Origin of the sequence: Sinomonas sp. ASV322, assembly GCF_030908245.1 — a bacterium.
In the GTDB taxonomy this organism is placed as follows: Bacteria; Actinomycetota; Actinomycetes; order Actinomycetales; family Micrococcaceae; genus Sinomonas.
This window is the reverse complement of sequence record NZ_JAVFJJ010000013.1, coordinates 39,124-57,057: the sequence shown is the minus strand read 5'-3', so window position 1 is coordinate 57,057 and position 17,934 is coordinate 39,124. Positions and strand designations below refer to the sequence as shown.

15 protein-coding genes are annotated in these 17,934 nt (G+C 70.0%); 10 read left to right on the top strand and 5 right to left on the bottom strand.

Translation table 11 applies throughout. The features are described 5' to 3' along the window. Positions 1–30: 30 nt before the first annotated feature. The 7 genes from RBS12_RS15805 to proC all read left to right on the top strand — a co-directional run bounded on the left by RBS12_RS15805 (position 31) and on the right by proC (position 9,435). The gene (locus RBS12_RS15805) at positions 31–1,767 is read left to right on the top strand and encodes a methyltransferase (RefSeq protein ID WP_307967095.1); all 1,737 of its coding nucleotides are present in this window, start codon (positions 31–33) and stop codon (positions 1,765–1,767) included. A gap of 61 nt (positions 1,768–1,828) precedes the next feature. Continuing rightward, complete coding sequence (locus RBS12_RS15800; RefSeq protein ID WP_307967094.1) at positions 1,829–2,617, top strand: MarR family transcriptional regulator; 789 nt, start codon at positions 1,829–1,831, stop codon at positions 2,615–2,617. 224 nt (positions 2,618–2,841) lie between these two features. Beyond that, complete coding sequence (gene topA, locus RBS12_RS15795; protein ID WP_307967093.1) at positions 2,842–5,640, top strand: type I DNA topoisomerase; 2,799 nt, start codon at positions 2,842–2,844, stop codon at positions 5,638–5,640. Then, positions 5,637–6,173: an SseB family protein gene (locus tag RBS12_RS15790; RefSeq protein ID WP_307967092.1), complete on the top strand. Its 537-nt coding sequence runs from the start codon at positions 5,637–5,639 to the stop codon at positions 6,171–6,173. The genes topA and RBS12_RS15790 overlap by 4 nt, the downstream gene beginning before the upstream one ends. A gap of 7 nt (positions 6,174–6,180) precedes the next feature. Further along, entirely contained in the window at positions 6,181–7,200 is a 1,020-nt protein-coding gene (locus RBS12_RS15785) for a Ppx/GppA family phosphatase (RefSeq protein WP_307967091.1), read from the top strand. After that, the gene (locus RBS12_RS15780; RefSeq protein ID WP_307967090.1) at positions 7,197–8,063 is read left to right on the top strand and encodes a sugar phosphate isomerase/epimerase; all 867 of its coding nucleotides are present in this window, start codon (positions 7,197–7,199) and stop codon (positions 8,061–8,063) included. The genes RBS12_RS15785 and RBS12_RS15780 overlap by 4 nt, the downstream gene beginning before the upstream one ends. A 541-nt stretch (positions 8,064–8,604) precedes the next feature. Continuing rightward, the gene (proC, locus tag RBS12_RS15775; RefSeq protein ID WP_307967089.1) at positions 8,605–9,435 is read left to right on the top strand and encodes a pyrroline-5-carboxylate reductase; all 831 of its coding nucleotides are present in this window, start codon (positions 8,605–8,607) and stop codon (positions 9,433–9,435) included. A gap of 250 nt (positions 9,436–9,685) precedes the next feature. Here proC and RBS12_RS15770 read toward each other — a convergent pair whose 3' ends face one another. Beyond that, positions 9,686–11,197, bottom strand: a complete 1,512-nt coding sequence (locus tag RBS12_RS15770; protein WP_307967088.1) for an HD domain-containing phosphohydrolase — start codon at positions 11,195–11,197, stop codon at positions 9,686–9,688. 111 nt (positions 11,198–11,308) lie between these two features. On the opposite strand from RBS12_RS15770, the gene RBS12_RS15765 reads away from it, so the two are divergent. Continuing rightward, positions 11,309–12,112 (top strand): alpha/beta hydrolase, encoded by an 804-nt coding sequence (locus RBS12_RS15765; RefSeq protein WP_307967087.1) that lies wholly within the window; start codon positions 11,309–11,311, stop codon positions 12,110–12,112. A gap of 136 nt (positions 12,113–12,248) precedes the next feature. On the opposite strand, the gene RBS12_RS15760 is transcribed toward RBS12_RS15765, so the two are convergent. Beyond that, on the bottom strand, positions 12,249–12,932 hold the full coding sequence (locus RBS12_RS15760; protein ID WP_307967086.1) for a TrkA family potassium uptake protein: 684 nt from the start codon (positions 12,930–12,932) through the stop codon (positions 12,249–12,251). Further along, positions 12,925–14,337, bottom strand: coding sequence for a potassium transporter TrkG (locus tag RBS12_RS15755; RefSeq protein ID WP_307967085.1), 1,413 nt, complete (start codon positions 14,335–14,337; stop codon positions 12,925–12,927). The genes RBS12_RS15760 and RBS12_RS15755 overlap by 8 nt, the downstream gene beginning before the upstream one ends. A 106-nt stretch (positions 14,338–14,443) precedes the next feature. Between RBS12_RS15755 and RBS12_RS15750 the strand changes: the two genes are divergently transcribed. Then, the gene (locus RBS12_RS15750; RefSeq protein ID WP_373886539.1) at positions 14,444–15,721 is read left to right on the top strand and encodes an acetoin utilization protein AcuC; all 1,278 of its coding nucleotides are present in this window, start codon (positions 14,444–14,446) and stop codon (positions 15,719–15,721) included. Between the two features lie 86 nt (positions 15,722–15,807). Next, positions 15,808–16,293, top strand: coding sequence for a metalloregulator ArsR/SmtB family transcription factor (locus tag RBS12_RS15745; protein WP_307967084.1), 486 nt, complete (start codon positions 15,808–15,810; stop codon positions 16,291–16,293). Between the two features lie 27 nt (positions 16,294–16,320). On the opposite strand, the gene RBS12_RS15740 is transcribed toward RBS12_RS15745, so the two are convergent. Together RBS12_RS15740 and RBS12_RS15735 are read right to left on the bottom strand one after the other, a co-directional pair. Next, the gene (locus tag RBS12_RS15740; RefSeq protein WP_307967083.1) at positions 16,321–16,938 is read right to left on the bottom strand and encodes a phosphotransferase; all 618 of its coding nucleotides are present in this window, start codon (positions 16,936–16,938) and stop codon (positions 16,321–16,323) included. A 7-nt stretch (positions 16,939–16,945) separates the two neighbouring features. Next, positions 16,946–17,875 (bottom strand): carbamate kinase, encoded by a 930-nt coding sequence (locus tag RBS12_RS15735; RefSeq protein ID WP_307967082.1) that lies wholly within the window; start codon positions 17,873–17,875, stop codon positions 16,946–16,948. Positions 17,876–17,934: the final 59 nt, after the last annotated feature.

Sequence of the window (17,934 nt, the reverse complement as noted above, 5' to 3'; positions counted from 1 at the left end):
CCCGTACCCCTTGATCCAGGAGGAATGCCCATGGGCCACGAGACCGCCGTCGACGTCCCCAGCGCCGGCGACCTTGCGCTCCTGCGGCGCCTTGCCGCGGATTTCGAGGCGGTCGGCTACACGGTCGACGACGTCGCGGAGCTTGTGGGTCCTGCGGCCCACGCTGCCCTTTCGCGCGATCAGATCGTCCCGGCCCTTGTGGCGACGGAGCGGGCCATCAGGGCCGCCGCTGAGGCAGGGCGCGCCGCTCAGGCAGGGCGCGCCGCTGAGGCAGGGCGCGCCGGTGAGGCCAGGCTCGCTGCTGAGGCGAGGCCCGCCGAGCCGACAGACGACGGCGGTGCGGCCCGGCGCGCGGCGCTCGCCGTCGTCGTGCGCCTCTTCCTCCTGGGGCGCGACGAGCCCGAAGGCGCGGTCGCCGCGGCCCTCCCGACGATTGGGCCGTCTGGACTCGTGGAGCTCGGGCTCGCGGAAGAAGTCCCGGCGCGCGAGGGCACGGAGCCCGCCCGGCTCCGGGCCCGGGTGGACCTGCGGCCCTACGCATGGGTCGACGCCGAAGCGGCTGGCCACGGCGAAGTGCGGCTATGGGTCGCGTCCGATCTCGCGGCACATCAGCGCCCCGGAATCCTGCGCAGGGACCACGTGCTCGGGATCGGGCACGCGTCGACGACGCTCGTCCAGTCGACCGCGCGGCGCCCCGTCGGGACGGCACTCGACCTCGGCACCGGCTGCGGCATTCAGACGTTTCACCTGCTCCGCCATGCGCGTCGTGTCGTCGCGACCGACGTCTCCGAGCGCGCCCTCGCGTTCACGCGTTTCAACCTCGTGCTGAACGCCGGGCAGCTCGGCCTCGACCCCGAGCAGCTCGATGACCGCGTCGACCTCCGCCTCGGCTCCCTCCTCGAGCCGGTCGCGGGCGAGCGGTTCGACTTCATCGTGTCGAATCCGCCGTTCGTCATCACGCCCCGCGAGGAGGGCGAGAGTGCCGAGGACCAGTTCACGTACCGCGACGCCGGTCTCCCGGGCGACCAGCTCGTCGCTGGGCTCGTGGCGAGCCTCTGGGACGCGCTTGCCGAGGGCGGCACGGCCCAGCTCCTCGGCAATTGGGAGGTGCGCGCGGGCGGCGAGTGGCATGACCGGGTGCGCTCGTGGGTGCCGGAGGGCCTCGACGCGTGGGTCCTCCAGCGCGAGCTCGTGGGCCCCGAGCAGTACGCCGAGACCTGGCTTCAGGACGCGTCCGAGCAGCTGGACCCCGAGGCCTATGCGAAGTCCTACGCTGCCTACCTCGACGATTTCGCGTCGAGGGGCACGGAGGGAATCGGCTTCGGGATGATGTGGTTCCGCCGGACGGCGCCCGACCAGGCCCGGCTGAACAGATTCGAGAGCCTCACGCATCCGATCGAACAGCCGATCGGCCCGCATTGGCAGGCCGCCGTCGAACGAGCCGACTGGCTCCATTCACTTGGCCCGTCCCAGTTCGCGGCGGTGCATCTCGTGATCGCCGACGACGTGACCGAGGAACGTCATCAGCGCCCCGGCGCAGAACACCCGGGCGTCGTTCTGGTGCGGCAGGGCGCAGGCTTCCGCCGTACGGCGCTTTTGAGCACCGAGCAGGCTGGCTTCATCTCCGCGTGCGACGGCGAGCTCGCGGCCGGCCAGATTGCTGCGGCGTTGGGGGCCCTCCTGGGCCGGGACGACGAGGAGTTCTCGCACGGTTTGCTGCGAGAGATCCGGGAATTGACGGAGGACGGGTTCCTTATGAAGGCATAGTTTGACATCCTTGGAGGGATGTGGCGTAAATTACTGCCCCACCCCACAACGTAAGAAGCACATGACCGACAAGAAGCGCAGTCCCCGCACCGAGAACCCCGTGCGGATCACGGACCCCAAGGCCATTCGGGCACTCGCCCATGGTGCCCGCCTCGCCGCGATCAACGAGCTGTACTCGAGCCAGAAGAGCTGGACAGCCACCGAGCTCGCAGCGTTCACCGGACTGACGCCGAGCGCCATGAGCTATCACCTGCGCGCGCTCAAGAAGTGGGGCATCGTCGTCGATGCACCCAACGACGGGGACGGCCGCGAGCGGCGGTGGAAGGCGGCTGGCACCGACCTCAATCTCGACACCGCGACCACCGGGCAGACGCCGGGGCTCGCGATCGTCGACATGGAGCTCGACTCGCTCCGCAAGCGCATCGCGAGCCACGCCAAGCATCGCGACGCCGCTCGTCGGCGCGGAGAGCCGGACGAGTCGCCCGTCATGATGGTCTCCGGCAATGTGCTCAAACTCACGCTTGAGCAGCGGGCCGAGTTCAAGCGCCGCATGTCGGACCTCCTCGACGAGTTCGATCAGGCCTCGGCCGAGGCCGAGGAGAGCAGCGAGGGCGCCGCCCCGCCCGAGACCGAGCGCATGTACGTCCTGTGGTCCATGCTGCCCGAGGTCCGCGAGGTCGCGCACGAGGGCCGCGGGCCAGCCTCCCGCTCCGCCTCGGCGAAGACCGCTGCGGCAGCCAAGAGCTACCCGGCCTCCGCCTATGGGACCACGAGCGTGGCCCGCGAGCACGAGCACGAGGGCGGGCACGAGAGCGACGGCGACGAGCGGCCGCTCGAGTCGACGGCGTGAGGGCTGGGGCCTACTTGTCCTGCCCTCGCCGGGCGTTGGGGGCGGGATGGTCCGAGCCGTGTTTTCCCGGATGACGGGGTTATCCACAGAGCGCGGGCGGAAGTTGCATGCCCAGAGCCGTCGTATGGTGAACTATGGACTTGCGCGGCGGTTGTGAACCGCCCGCCTTCGGTCGGCCCGCTATGCCGGCCGACCAGCACCCGTTGTTGTCCTCAAGGAGAAGAGTGGCCACGAAGGCTAAATCCGGCAAGAAGCTCGTGATCGTGGAGTCGCCGGCCAAGAGCAAGACCATCGCCCAGTATCTGGGCGACGGCTTCGAGGTCGACGCGTCGATGGGCCACATCCGGGACCTGCCGCAGCCGTCGGACCTTCCCGCGGAGCTCAAGAAGACTTCCCTCGGCAAGTTCGCGGTAGACATTGAGCACAACTTCGAGCCGTACTACGTCGTCTCGCCCGACAAGAGGAAGAAGGTCGCCGAGCTCAAGGCGAAGCTCAAGGACGCCGACGAGCTCTTCCTCGCCACCGATGGCGATCGCGAGGGCGAGGCCATCGCGTGGCACCTCCTCGAGGTGCTCAAGCCCAAGGTGCCCGTGCACCGTCTCACGTTCCCCGAGATCACGAAGGAAGCGATCCAGCGGGCCATGGCGGAGCTCCGCGACGTTGACGAGTCGCTCGTCGACGCGCAGGAGACCCGTCGCGTGCTGGACCGGCTCTACGGCTACGAGATTTCACCTGTGCTGTGGCGCAAGGTCGCGGGCGGCCTCTCGGCAGGCCGCGTCCAGTCAGTCGCGACTCGCCTCGTCGTCGAGCGCGAACGTGAGCGCATGGCTTTCCGCGCCGCCGACTACTGGGACCTCATGGCGACGCTGGCACCTCAGGGTCCTCTGACGCAGGGAAGGTCGGGCGACGGCGACGCGCGCCAGAGCTTCCAGGCCCGCCTCGCCGCCGTGGACGGCCAGAAGGTCGCGTCGGGACGAGACTTCAATGACCGGGGCCAGCTCACCACGAAGAACGCGGTGCTGCTCGACGAGGCCGCTGCCCGCGCGCTAGCGGAGGGCCTCGAGGCCGCCCCGTTCGCGGTCCGTTCCGTCGAGGAGAAGCCTTACACCCGGCGCCCGGCGGCACCGTTCACGACGTCGACGCTCCAACAGGAGGCCGCGCGCAAGCTGCGCTTCTCGGCGCGAGTCACGATGCAGGTTGCCCAGCGCCTGTACGAGAACGGCTACATCACCTATATGCGTACGGACTCGACGGCGCTGAGCGATCAGGCCGTGAGCGCGGCCCGTCGTCAGGCCTCGGAGCTGTATGGCCCGGACTTCGTGCCGGCGCGGCCGCGTGTGTACGCGTCGAAGGCCAAGAATGCCCAGGAGGCCCACGAGGCCATCCGCCCCGCAGGCGACTCGTTCCGTACGCCGGCCCAGGTCTCGACCCAGCTCCGCGGCGACGAGTTCCGCCTCTATGAGCTCATCTGGAAGCGCACCGTGGCGTCCCAGATGGAGGACGCCAAGGGCTCGACCGCGACCGTGCGCCTTGGTGCCGTCGCGACGAGCGGAGCGGCTGCGGGCCGCGACGCCGAGTTCACCGCCTCGGGGACGGTCATCACGTTCCGCGGCTTCCTCGCGGCCTACGAGGAGGGCCGCGACGAGGTCCGCGAGGACACCGAGAACGGCTCTGCCGGAAAGGGAAGCGGCGCCGACGACGGCGGGCGCCTCCCCGTCCTCGCGAAGGGCCAAGGGCTCGACGTCCGCGAGCTCGCCCCAAACGGGCACCAGACCTCCCCGCCCCCGCGGTACACCGAGGCGTCCCTCGTCAAGACGCTCGAGGAGCGCGGGATCGGCCGACCGTCGACCTACGCCGCGACGATCTCCACGATCATGGACCGCGGCTACGTCCGCTCGCGCGGCAACGCCCTCGTGCCGAGCTGGATTGCCTTCTCCGTGGTGCGTCTCCTGGAGGAGTACTTCCACGACTACGTCGACTACGACTTCACCGCTGAGATGGAGGAAGACCTCGACCGCATCGCGGCCGGCGAGCAGCCCGGCTCGGCGTGGCTGAGCGCGTTCTACTTCGGGGTCGAGGGCAAGCCCGGGCTCACGACGATCGTCAACGGCCTCGGCGAGATCGACGCGCGCGAGGTCAATTCGGTCGAGATCGCGCCGGGCATCGTCCTGCGCGTCGGCAAGTACGGCCCGTACCTCGAGAAGCCCCTCCCGCCGGGAGCCCCCGAGGGCACGGCGCCCGAGCGCGCGAATGTCCCCGATGATCTCGCCCCTGACGAGCTCACGGCGGACAAGGCGCGCGAGCTCATGGAGAGCGCGGGCCCCGAGGAGCGCGTCCTCGGCGCGGATCCCCTCACGGGCCACACCGTGGTCGCGAAGAACGGCCGGTACGGCGCGTACGTCACCGAGGTCATCCCCGAGCTGACCCCCGAGCAGCTCGCGGCCCAGCCCGTCGAGTACTACAAGAACGGCAAGCCCAAGCCGCCCAAGAAGCCCGTCAAGGTCAAGCCGCGCACGGGGTCGCTCTTCAAGTCGATGACGATCGACACGGTCACGCTCGAGGACGCCCTCAACCTCATGAGCCTCCCGAGGGCGCTCGGCAAGGACGACGAGGGCAACGTCATCACGGTCCAGAACGGCCGCTTCGGCCCGTACCTCAAGAAGGGCACGGATTCCCGTTCCATCGGGAGCGAAGAGGAGATCTTCACGATCACCCTCGAGGACGCGCTCAAGATCTACGCGCAGCCCAAGACGCGCGGCGGGCGCACGGCCGCGGCGCCTCTCGCGGAGTTCGGCGACGACCCAGAGTCGGGCAAGCCGATCGTCGTGAAGGAGGGCCGTTTCGGCCCGTACATCACCGACGGCGTCACGAACATCACGGTTCCGCGCGCCACCCCGATCGAGGAGCTCACGCGCGAACGCGCGATCGAGCTCCTCGCCGAGAAGCGCGCGAAGGGTCCGGCCAAGCGGCCGGCCGGGCGCGCGTCGAACGGCGGCACCCGTGCGAAGGCGAGGGCGAAATGACCGGGCAGGCGGGGGCCGAGCCGACCGAGAGCGCCGCCGAGCAGAACGCGGGAGGCGGCGCGTCGTCGTCGTTCGCTCCGCACCTCGACCCGAAGCCGCTCAACCAGCTCGAGGAGGCGCTCGAGGCGGCCACCGCGTCGGGCACGGACGACGACGGGCAGAAATCCGTTCTTGCGTTCCTGAACAGCCTTGTGTGCCTGCTGGTTCCCGAGCCGGTGCCGGGCGAAACCGAATTCGTGGAGCCTCTCGTGCTCACGAATGGCGAGGGCAAGCCCCTCGTCGCGGCGTTCACGGACAGAGCGCGGATCCGGCCGGGCTTTCTTGACCATGCGCCCACCGTCGTGACGACCCAGGGTGCTGTGCTCCTGCAGAACCTGGGGACGGAGCTCGGGCTCGTGCTCAATCCCGGGGCGGCCTTCGGATTCGAGCTGAGCGCCGAGCACGTCGCGGCAGTCCTTCGAGATTTCCGACCTGCCACCTCAGACGAAATGAATGGGACCGGAGGACAATCGGCGGGGGCCAGCGGGGAATAATGGGCTCATGCGTCTAGGCGTCCTCGACATCGGCTCGAACACCGTGCACCTTCTTTTGGTGGACGCCCACCCCGGCGCACAGCCTGTGGCCTTCGCGTCGCACAAGCGGCCGCTCTCCCTCGTCAAACACCTCGACGACGACGGGAGCATCAGCGAGACGGGCCAGCGCGAGCTCATCGACTTCGTGCTCGAGGCGTGGGACTTCGCGGGCCGCCACGAGGCGGAGGACCTGCTCGCGTTCTGCACGTCGGCCATCCGCGAGGCGCGGAATGGCGAAGCGGTCATCGAGCGTATTCATCGTGAAGCCAATGTGACTCTTCAGGAGCTCACGGGCCGCGAAGAGGCCGCGATGACGTTCTTCGCGGTACGTCGCTGGTACGGATGGGGGCGCGAGAGGATCCTCTCCCTCGACATCGGCGGCGGATCGTTCGAGATGGCCATGGGAAACGATTCGCTCCCCGACATCGCGGCGTCCGTGCCACTCGGCGCACAGCGGCTCACGCGCGACTGGCTGCCCGAGGACCCGCCAAGCGCCAAGAGCGTCAAGGAGCTGCGCCGGTACATCCGCTCGACGCTCAAGCCTGTGGTGCGGAGCTTCGAAAGCCTCGGCAAGCCCACGCTCGTGACCGGCACGTCGAAGACCTTCCGTTCGCTCGCGCGCATCGCCGGAGCGGCCCCGAGCGGAGCCGGCCCGTACGTGCGGCGCGTGCTCGAGCGCACGGATCTGGGACTGTGGACCCAGCGCATCTCGGCGATGTCCGCGGCGGACCGCGTGCACTTGCCGGGGGTTTCCGACGCGCGCGCCCTGCAAGTCCTCGCGGGAGCCCTCGTCGCCGAGGCCGCGCTGGAGCTCTTCGAGGTCGACGAGCTCGAGATTTGCCCGTGGGCGCTCCGCGAGGGCCTCATCCTGCGGCGCCTCGATCAGCTCGTGTTCGACGGCCCACTGGCCCCGCCCGAGCACATCAAGCCGATTGCGAGCGAACGGCGGCGCATCGAGCTTCAGCACCCGGTGGGGAGCGCGCGATGATCGACGGCGTCGTGCCCGAGTGGCGGAAGTCGAAGGCCGTTCCCGAGGTTCCGATCGGCCTGTCGAGCGCGTCCGTCTATCCGCTCAGCGTGCACGACGCCTTCGCGTGCGCGGCCGATCTCGGCTACGACGGGGTCGAGGTCATGGTGACCAACAACTCCGCGAGCCAGGATCCCGACGCCCTCATCCATCTTTCCGAGCGCTACGACCAGCCGATCGTGTCGATCCATGCCCCGACCCTCCTGCTCACCCAGCAGGTGTGGGGCGGCGCGTGGACCAAGGTCCGGCGTTCGTGCGAGATGGCCCGGATCGTGGGGTGCGACACCGTCGTCGTGCACCCGCCGTTCCGGTGGCAGAGCGGCTACGCGGAGGGATTCCCGATCGGCATCCGCGACCTCTCCGACGAGTTCGAGGTCCATATCGCTGTCGAGAACATGTACCCATGGCGGGTGCGCGGGCGCGAGACGCGCGCCTACCTGCCGCACTGGGACCCGGTAGGCCAGGGCTACCGCGACGTCACGTGGGACTTCTCCCATGCCGCGACTGCTCGCGAAGACAGTCTCGAATCCCTCAAGGCGCTCGGCGATTCGCTGCGCCACATCCACCTCACGGACGGGTCGGGCGGGTCGTTCCGCGATGAGCACCTCCTCCCGGGGCAGGGCACTCAGCGTGTGGCCGAGTGCCTCCAATTCCTGGCGGATTCGGCGTTCGACGGCGTCGTCGTCGCCGAGGTGAGCACCCGCAAGGCCAAGGCCGCGGGAGAGCGCGAGCAGATGCTCGCGGCCGTGCTCGACTTCGCGCGCGAACACCTCGGGCACGTCGCGCGGCCCGAGTGGACGGCTGCGGAGCAGCGCACGCGATAGCCGCGTCGGGGCTCGTCCTCACGGAGTGCGGCCGGACAAGGGGACCGGCCCGACGTCGCCGCGGCGGAGCTGCGCTCAGGCCCTTCGGCCGACGCGTTCCCGCCGGGGCGGCGCTTAAAAGGTAAGCGCCGGACGAGTTCCGCAGGAAACATTGGGGGGGAGTTTCCTGCGCTCGTCCGGCGCTCGGACCTTCCGACGAATCGGAAGGTCCATCACTCGCACCTAATGAGTGAGACGACTATACCCGTGCGTACCTGAATCGAAGCCGGGATAACGCTGGGAAAAGGCTGGGAGTCCGGTCCCGAACTGGTCCCGGATTCGAGTGCCGGATATGAGTAAGGCGCTGGCAGCGGCGGGAAGGTGGGGGACCAATATCCGCGGCTGCCAGCGCCGTGCGGCCACTTGGGGGAAGCGGCCGCTCCATCACTCGCACCCTGTGAGGTATCAAAAACACTAGGTCGCATTCTTGGGAGTATCCCCAGTCCACGATGGGAAGAAGCTGGGAATGCGCGCCCGGCCCCGTGGCTGGCAGGATGGGGGCATGAGCAACAAGATCGCCTTCCTTGGCTGCGGGTCCATGAACGAGGCCATCTTGGCCGGCCTTCTGGCCGCGGGTATCCAGAAGACAGACGTCACGGCCACTGTGCGGCGCGCCGAGCGTGCCGATGAGCTCGCCAAGCGCTACGGCGTGACGGCCATGGCCACGGGGGAGGAGTCGGACGCGAATCAGCAGGCCGTGCGCGGCGCGTCCCTCGTCATCCTCGGCGTCAAGCCCGCTGGCGTGGCCGCCCTCGCGGCCGAGGTCGGCCCGTCTCTGCCGCACGGCGCCGTCGTCGTGAGTGTGGCCGCCGCGGTCTCGATCGAGCAGCTCGAGCGCGCGCTCCCCGCGGGCCAGCCGGTCATCCGCACGATGCCGAACACGCCCGCGCGCGTCGGCCGCGGCGTCGTCTCGGTGTCCGGTGGGACGAACGCGACCCGCGCCCAGATCGACCACGTCAAGGAGCTCCTCGGGAACCTCGGCCTCGTCGTCGAGGTCCCCGAGGAACAGGTTGACGCCGTGAGCGCCGTGAGCGGCTCGGGCCCGGCCTACGCGTTCTACCTTGCGGAGGCGATGGCCGACGCCGGCGCACAGCTCGGGCTCGACCCGGAGCTTTCGCTCATCTTGGCCCGAGAGACGGTCGTCGGCGCGGGGTACATGCTCGCCGAGCCGGGTGCCGACCCTGCGGCGCTGCGCCGGGCGGTCACGAGCCCGAACGGGACGACCGAGCGTGCGATCGCGACGTTCGACGAGCGCGGCCTGCCGGGCATCATCGCCGACGGCGCGCGTGCCGCCGCCGAGCGCTCGAAAGACATCACTCGCGAACTCGCCTGATCCGCGCGGCCGCGGGGATTCGCCGACCGATCTCCCCAGGTTCATGTCCGATCTCCCCAGTTTCCGGAGCTGTCGGCGCGCGGCTCGTGTCCGGACACCTCGCCTAGCCCTGTGATGACGCGCCTCACGCCCCCCGACGCGCAGTGCTGCGGGTCGGAGCAGCGCAGAAGTTGGGGAGACCGGCGCAGAAGCTGGGGAGACCGGCGGCCGGTTGCCGCGGCCAACACCGCTCTGCAGGGAGACACCGCCGCTACAGGAGATCGCGTTCGACGGCGAAGAGCGTCGCCGCGGCGCGCGACGAGACCCCGATCTTGGCATAGATGTGCCGGATGTGATGATCCGCCGTGCTGGGCGCGATGAAGAGAGCCGCCGCCATGTCCTTCTTCGTGGCGCCCCGGCAGATGAGGCGCAGCACGTCGACTTCTCGTTCCGTGAGCCCTGAAGGCCACTCGGGGCGGGTGCGGCGATCCCGAACTCCTGCCGCAGCGAGGACGGCGTCGACGGCGTCGGCGTCGAGCTTCTCGGGTGCGAGGCCCGCGAGCGTATCGGCTGCCGCGGCGAGCGACGGCGCCGTGGCGGTGCCCGCGAGCAGCTCCCTGAAGGACGTCGCGGCCGCGAGCACGCGCGCGTCCCAGGGGATCTCGCCGTCGGCGGCGCCCCGGTAGTACCCCGAGCCGTCCACCCGCTCGTGGTGCATTCCCGCGATTCTGGCAAGCGGCGCCGTCGTCGTGATCCGGGACAGGATGCGCTCGCTGTAGTACGGGTGAAGCCGAAGCCGCTCGTCATCGGCGGCGGACCACTCGCGGCCCCCGTCCGGACGGTTCGGAACGGCGACGCGCCCAAGGTCCTGCACGAGGCCCGTGCGCCGTAGGAGCGGCGCGTGGTCCGGGCTTGCCTCCGCCGCGAGGGCCGCGATGTCGCGCGAGAAGCCAGCCCGTTCCGGCTCCTTGAGGTCGGCGAAGTCCGCGAACACGGCGAGGACGTCGTCGATCTGCTCGGCGGGGATCTCGGCGACGGGCTTCGGTTCGCGCCGGAGGGCGACGTCCCACGGCATCTCAGTTCGCGCGGCCTCGAGAAGCTGGCCGAGGCTTCCGAGGGCCGCCCGCGCGAGCGCTGGGTCGTACGACCTCCCCGCGCGCTCGCGCAGCACAGCGCGCGCGATGTCGGCGCCGCGCAGCCGCGCGATGACCTCGACGTCGCGCGCGATGAACACGATCCTGGCCGCGAGCGGGATGGATTCGCCCCGGACCCCCTGAGGGAAGCCGTGCCCGTTCCACTGCTCGAAGGCCGCGCCGAGCGCCGCGCGCGTGGCCGCGGGGAGCCCGAGCCGGGTCGCGAGCATTTCGGCCGCTTCGCAGTGAGCGCGCACGCCCCCACGCATCCGGGCCGGACCAGTGGCGAGGAAGCTCGCCCCGAGCGCGGCGCGCCGCGCGGCCGGAAGACCCCGACCCAGCACTGGGAGGACTTCCTTGAGGAAAGCCGGTGGCGTTGCACCGAGCACGGGGGCAATTGCGGCGCGCAAGGCGAGGTCATCTCCGCCGACGGCCGCAGTCTCGTGCGCGTTGGCCGTGCAGCCAAGGAAGCGCAGGAGGGCCGTGTAGAAGACCTCGTGGCGGACGTGCTCCTCGACCCGCGCGGCGTCGGCGAGCTCGAGCGACACGAGGCACGTCCGGAGGCCCTGTTCGAGAGGCTGGCCCATGCCGAGGTCGGTCGCGAGCGAGATGGCAGCGATGAACTCGGCGAGGCGCAGCGCAGGCGTCATGCTTCGATCATGGCTTCCGGCGCGGTCGGGGGATAGGGATCGCGCGTCGTCGCCCCTGAATAGCGCGAACGCGCGATGCGGCGCACGCGGCCTCGGCCGGACACTGGTGAAATGAATGGAGAGAGCAACAGCCCACATCGTGCCGTCCTCCTGCCCGGGAGCGTTCTCCCAGCCGCTCTCGCGTACGGCGCGCTCGTTGAAGCGCTTGGCGACGGCGTCGAGGCACTTGTCAAGGACCTCGAGGTCTACGCGGGCCCCACGCCGCCCCCGGACTACAGCCTCGATACCGAGGTCGACGGCGTGCTCCGCGAAGCCGAAGCACACGGCTGGGACACGTTCCATCTCGTCGGCTATTCGGGCGGCGGGGCTTCGGCGCTCGCGTTCGCGGCGAAGCATCACGCGCGGCTCGAAAGCCTCGCGCTCCTTGAGCCCGCGTGGGCGGGGAGCTGGGGGTGGAGCCCGGCCCACCGGGCTCTATGGGAACGGTACCGGGAGCTCGACGTGCTGCCGCCGGCCGAGTTCATGGCCGAGTTCGTCAAGCTCGGCGTCCGGCCTGGTGTGACGGCCGGGCTACCCGTGCGAGGCGGCGACCAGCCGCCGTGGATGGCCCTCAGGCCGGCTGGGATTCGGGCGTTCATCCGGACCTTCGAAACCTACGACCTCGACCGCGATGCCCTCGCTCGGTTCGACAGGCCGGTCTATTTCGCCCTCGGTGCCCTCTCCAACCCCGATGACTACGGCGAGATCGCCGAGCGGCTCGCGGGCGTGTTCCCCGATTTCCGCCTCGAGGTCTTTGCGGGACGGCATCATTTCGATCCCCCACATCGCGTCGAACCCGAGCGGGTCGCGGCGTCGCTGCGGGCCCTGTGGGACCGGACCCGCACCCCCGTTCAGGGGTCACGTTCCGTGGGTTGACCCGCGTTCAGGGGTCACGTTCCGTGGGTTGACCCGCGTTCAGGGGTCACGTTCCGTGGGTTGAGCGGGGGGGGGGTCACCCGCGGGAGGTGACCCTTGGACGTTACCGCACCCGCGGGAGGTGACCCCTGGACGGTTACGGCCTCGCGGCAAAGCGCTCGAGCAGGTCCACGTGCCCCGAGACGATGAGCATGTCGCGACCGCTCACCTTCGTGTGCGGCTGCGCGTACGTGAAGTCCTCGCCAGGGCTCTTGACCCCTACGATCGTCACGCCGTATTTCGCCCGAACCTGCGACTCGGCGAGCGTGAAGCCCTGTGTCTCCTTCGGCGGGTACATCTTGACGATCGCGAAGTCGTCGTCGAACTCGATGAAGTCGAGCATGCGTCCGCTCACGAGGTGGGCCGTGCGGACGCCTGCGTCCGTCTCCGGATAGATGACGTGGTTTGCGCCGATGCGGGCGAGGATCTTGCCGTGCGAGGTCGTGATCGCCTTCGCCCAGATGTTCTCGATCCCGAGATCCACGAGATTCGCCGTGATCAGCACCGAGGACTCGATCGAGGTACCCACGCCGACGACGGCGGACTGGAACTCCTGAGCCCCGAGCTGCCGCAGCACCTCGAGGTTGGTCGCGTCCGCTTGGACGGCGTGGGTCAGGACGGGAGCCCACGTCTCGACGAGCTCCTGGTCCCGCTCGATCGCAAGGACCTCGCGGCCCTGCTTGACGAGCTGCTGAGCCGTCGCGGAGCCGAACCTACCGAGGCCGATCACGAGAACCGGGGCGTTCGGGTTGGGCCGGCCCGCGGGAGTCTTGTCAGCCAATGATCGGCCTCTCTTCCGGGTAGTGGTACAGGGTGCTGCGCTGGCGGAGGGCCAGAGCGGTGGCCATCGTGATTGTGCCGACGCGGCCGAAGAACATGAGTGCCGTGAGGATGTAGACACCCTCGGGCGGAAGCTCGGCGGCGAGGCCCGTGCTGAGGCCGACCGTCGCGAACGCGGAGATCGAATCGAACAGGACGCGGTCAAGGCTCTGGCCCGAGATCGCGAGGAGCAGCGAGCACGCGACCATGATGAGCGTCGCCGCCATGACGATGACGCTGATCGCGACGCGCATGACGCCCTCGGGGATCGTCCGGCCGTACGCGCGGACGTCGCGGTCGCCGCGGGCTTCCGCGACGATCGCGAGGAACATGACGGCGACCGTGGTCACTTTGATGCCGCCTGCCGTCGAGGCCGAGCCGCCGCCCGCGAACATGAGGGCGTCCGAGAGCAGCATCGTCGAGGGCTCGAGGTGGTTCATGTCCACGAGGTTGAAGCCGAGCGAGCGGGTCATGACGGACGCGAAGATCGACTGGACCATCTTCTCGCTGGGCGCCATGCCGCCGATGGTGCGCGCGTTGTCCCATTCCATGGCGCCCCACAGGAACGCCCCGAGCGCGAGCAGGATGAAGGAAACGACGACCGTGAGCTTCGCGTGGAGCGTCCACAGGCGCACGCGGGCCTTGAACCGCAGGAACACCATGAGCACCGGGAAGCCTAGGCTCCCCACGAATCCGCCCACCATGAGCGGCACGAGGATCCACAGATCGTACTGGTACGGGACGACGCCGTCGCTGTGCGGGGTGAACCCGGCGTTGTTGAACGACGAGATGGAGTAGAAGACCCCGTGCCACAGGGCCTGCCCGAAATCTTCGCCGTGGGCCATGAACGCTGGCGTGAGGAAGAGGGCGAGCGTGGCTTCGACCGCGGCCGAGGTGGCGACGACGATGCGGAGGAGGCCGCCGACCTCGCCAAGGCGCCCGGCGTTGTTCATGGCCTCCCGCGCGATGAGCTTGCCCCGGACGCCGAGGCGACGGCTCACGGCGAGCGAGAGCACGGACGCGAGGGTCAGGATGCCCAAGCCGCCGACCTGGATGGCCACGAGGATCGCGACCTGCCCGACCGCAGACCAGTGGGTGGCCGTCGAAACGACCGTGAGGCCCGTGACGCACACGGCCGACGCCGCGGTGAAGAGGGCCTCGTGCAGGGGAGTGACCTGACCGTCGGCGGAGGAGATCGGGAGCGTGAGGACGAGCGTGAAGACGAGGATGACGCCCGTGAACGAGAGCAGGGCCAGACGCGCGGGAGACGACGCCGCGAGGCGGTCGATGAAGTCGCGCAGCCCGGTCAGCGGCCCAAGGCCCTCGTGGCGCGGCGAAGGCCGCCACGACGACTGCGTCTGTGCCACTTAAACCGTCCCTCGTGCCGGGCTTGCTTTTCGACCTTTGGCTGTGCCGGAGCGGCCGATGGCCGTACCGGACCAGTAAATCATGAGCGTCGGGTAGCCTGAGCGTATGTCCGACGCCGCACCGACGCCGCCGAGCCCGGAAGCGTCGGCCGATTCGCGGGCCCCGCAGAACATCCGGCGCATCGAGTACGCGACACAGGTCGCGTGGGGCGAGGCGCTCCTCGCCTACGACTTCGGCGCGAGTCACCCCATGCATCCCGGCCGGCTCGCGATGACAGCGCGGCTGTGCGAGGAACTGGGGCTGTTCGCCCTGCCGCGCGTCGTCGTCGTCGACCCTCGCGAGGCGAGCGACGACGAACTCGCCATGGTCCACACGCGCGACTACATCGCCGAGGTGCGCCGCGTGAGCGAGGACCCGACGGACCCGGCGCCCGAGCGCGGCCTCGGGACCGAGGACGATCCCGCCTTCGCGGGCATGCACGAGGCGAGCGCCAGGATCGCGGGCGGGTCCCTCGAGGCCGCGGACGCGATCCTCGCGGGCCGCGCCCAGCACGCCGTCAACTTCGCGGGCGGAATGCATCACGCCGCGGCCGACCACGCGAGCGGCTTCTGCATCTACAACGACGCCGCGCTCGCCATCCGGCGGCTCCTCGACGGCGGGCTCTCTCGCGTCGTGTATATCGACACGGACGCGCACCACGGAGACGGCACCCAGTCGATCTTCTGGAACGACCCGCGCGTCCTGACCATTTCGCTCCACGAGAGCGGGCTCACCCTCTTCCCGGGAACCGGATTCGCCCACGAGGTGGGCGGCCCGGATGCGCTGGGCGCGGCCGTCAACGTCGCGCTTCCCGCGCGAACGGGCGACGCCGGGTGGCTGCGCGCGTTCCATGCGATCGTCCCGCCGCTCGTCGAGGCGTTCCGGCCGGACGCCATCGTGAGTCAGCACGGCTGCGATTCGCATGCCCTCGACCCCCTCACGAACCTCCGCACGAGCGTCGACGCTCAGCGCGAGGCCGCGCTCACGATCTCGCGCCTCGCCGCGCGTCACTGCGACGACCGGTGGCTTGCGACGGGCGGGGGAGGGTACGACGTCGTCCGCGTCGTCCCGCGCGTATGGACGCATCTCGTCGGCGTCGCCGCGGGCCACCCCATTCCCCTGCGCACGGAGACCCCGGCCGCGTGGCGCGACTACGTGCTTGCGGCCTTCCCCGAGCGGCTCGGTCCGGGCGAGACACCGCCCGAGACGATGGGCGACGACGCCGACATCTGGTGGCGCTCGTGGGACGTCGGCTTCAACCCGAACGACGCCGTCGACCGCGCCATCATGGCGACGCGCAAGGAGGCCTTCCCGCTCCACGGACTCGACCCATGGTTCGACTGAGCGAGTACGGTCTCACTTGCCCCGGATCCGGCTCAGCGGCTGGACGGCGGGGCGCGCTCGGCGCGCAGGGTCGGTAGTCTGGAAGCATGGTGACAGACATCTTCGCCGTCATCGCGGATCAGACCCGGAGGGACATCCTCCAGGAGCTGCGCGCCGGCGACAAGGCGGTGGGCGAACTCGTCGATGCCCTCGACGCGAGCCAGCCCACGGTGTCGAAGCACCTCAGGGTTCTGCGCGACGCGGGCCTCGTCACAACGCGCGCCCAGGGCCAGAAGCGCTTCTACGGGCTGCGGCTCGAGCCCCTCGCCGAGGTGGGCGGCTGGCTGACCTCGCTGCGTACGACGGCGCCTCCCGCCGTCGAGGTCGCGGGTGCGCCCGCGGCGGTGGCCGGGGGAGTCCCCGCGGCGGCCTACGCGGCTTCCGTGCCCGGCGGCGACGACGGCGAGACTCGGCCGCAGCAGCTCCAGCGCACGGTCGAGCGGACGGTCGAGCGTGCTGCGAAGGGCGCCGCCGAGATCATCGCGAACCTTCCCAAGTGGCGCCGGCGCGAGCCGGGCCGCCAGCAAGGGTAAGCGGCGCTCGGAGGACCGGCGTGGTTCTCAGCGCGTCCTGGAGTACTCCTCGATCACGTCGGCAATGATCCGGTGGTTCGAGGCATCGTGGGGGTCCTTGCCGTCGGATGCGGCGAGGCCCAGCAGTGCCTTCCAGAGCGCCCAGCCGCGGGCCCGGGCCCACATCGCATCGTCCTGAGCGGCTGCCTGCCGGAATGCCTCTCGGCTCTCGCCCGTGAACATCGTCCAGGCGATGACAAGATCGCAGGCCGGATCGCCGACCCCACACGAACCGAAGTCAATCACGGCCGCGAGCGCGCCGTCTGCCACGAGCAGGTTTCCCGCCGCGATGTCGCCGTGGAACCACACCGGGTCGCCGGCCCAATCGGCCCCGACCGCGGCGTCCCAGACGGCCGAGGCCCCCACGATGTCGACGCGTCCCTCAAGGGCTCGCAGGCAGCGGCGAGTTTCGTCGTCGTAATGGGCGGGCGGGGCGCCGCGGAACCAGCTGTGCTGGCCCGCCTCCGGTGCCGCGGACGCATCGCAGGCCTGTGGGGCTGCCGGAAGACGCCTTGTGGCCGGGAAGACGTCCTCGGTCCGTCTTCTCGGCCACAGAGGTCTCCAGCGACGAATGCCCCCGGTTTCGGGGGCCTTGGCCGCCCCCATCAGGGCATCAGACGTACACGATCCCCTCGGCGACGTCTGGCCGGATCTCGGTGCCGACCTTGCGCGCGAGGAGGTCGTCGAGGCGGTCGAGCGGGCCGATGAGGGCGCGGCCGCCCGCCTTCGCAACGCGGATCGCGGCGTCGACCTTCGGCTGCATCGAGCCCTCGGCGAAGGCGAGCTGCGAGATCGCCTCGGGGGAGGCCGTGAGGATGTCGCGCTGCTCGGGCGTGCCCCAGTTTTCGCTCACGTAGTCGCCGTCGGTGAGCATGATGAGCGTGTCCGCCTCGAGCTCGGCGGCGAGGGCCGCGCTCGCGAGGTCCTTGTCGACGACGGCCTGCATCCCAGTCTGCCGGCCCTTGTTGTCGGTCTTGACCGGAACGCCGCCACCGCCGACGCACACGACGAGCAGCCCGTTCTCCAGGAGCAGCCGGACGAGCGGCGTCTGGACGATGCGCACCGGGTCGGGGGAGGGGACGACTCGGCGGAACGCCTTGCCGTCCTTCGCGATCGTCCAGCGGTATTCGGCGGCGGCCTCGGCCGCGTCCTGCGCCGAGTACTGCGGGCCGATGAGCTTCGTGGGCCGCTCGAACGCGGGATCGTCTTCGCTGACGACCGTCGTCGTGATGACGGCCGCGACCTCGCGGTCCCCGGCGAGCGCGTTGGTGAGCTCCTGCTGGACGACGTAGCCGATCATGCCCTGCGTCTCGGCGCCGAGGATGTCGAGCGGGTACGCGGCGACGTCCTGGTAGGCGAGGTTCTGCAGCGCCAAGAGGCCGACCTGCGGCCCGTTGCCGTGGGTGATGACGAGCTCGTGCTCGCGGGCGAGGCCCGCGAGGGCCTGGCAGGTCGCCTTGACGTTCGCGCGCAGGCGGTCGGCCGTCATCGGCTCACCGCGGCGGGCGAGGGCGTTGCCGCCGAGCGCCACAACAACTCGCATGGGTGTCTCCTTCGATGTCCCTGTACCGGATCGCTTAGATGGTATACCTTTTTCGAGGG

Bases quoted from the DNA above. Each gene is read 5' to 3' on its own strand.
- RBS12_RS15805 (WP_307967095.1), top strand. From the start codon at position 31: ATGGGCCACGAGACCGCCGTCGACGTCCCCAGCGCCGGCGACCTTGCG.
- RBS12_RS15800 (WP_307967094.1), top strand. From the start codon at position 1,829: ATGACCGACAAGAAGCGCAGTCCCCGCACCGAGAACCCCGTGCGGATC.
- RBS12_RS15790 (WP_307967092.1), top strand. From the start codon at position 5,637: ATGACCGGGCAGGCGGGGGCCGAGCCGACCGAGAGCGCCGCCGAGCAG.
- RBS12_RS15785 (WP_307967091.1), top strand. From the start codon at position 6,181: ATGCGTCTAGGCGTCCTCGACATCGGCTCGAACACCGTGCACCTTCTT.
- RBS12_RS15780 (WP_307967090.1), top strand. From the start codon at position 7,197: ATGATCGACGGCGTCGTGCCCGAGTGGCGGAAGTCGAAGGCCGTTCCC.
- proC (WP_307967089.1), top strand. From the start codon at position 8,605: ATGAGCAACAAGATCGCCTTCCTTGGCTGCGGGTCCATGAACGAGGCC.
- RBS12_RS15770 (WP_307967088.1), bottom strand. From the start codon at position 11,197: ATGACGCCTGCGCTGCGCCTCGCCGAGTTCATCGCTGCCATCTCGCTC.
- RBS12_RS15765 (WP_307967087.1), top strand. From the start codon at position 11,309: ATGAATGGAGAGAGCAACAGCCCACATCGTGCCGTCCTCCTGCCCGGG.
- RBS12_RS15750 (WP_373886539.1), top strand. From the start codon at position 14,444: ATGTCCGACGCCGCACCGACGCCGCCGAGCCCGGAAGCGTCGGCCGAT.
- RBS12_RS15745 (WP_307967084.1), top strand. From the start codon at position 15,808: ATGGTGACAGACATCTTCGCCGTCATCGCGGATCAGACCCGGAGGGAC.
- RBS12_RS15740 (WP_307967083.1), bottom strand. From the start codon at position 16,938: ATGGGGGCGGCCAAGGCCCCCGAAACCGGGGGCATTCGTCGCTGGAGA.
- RBS12_RS15735 (WP_307967082.1), bottom strand. From the start codon at position 17,875: ATGCGAGTTGTTGTGGCGCTCGGCGGCAACGCCCTCGCCCGCCGCGGT.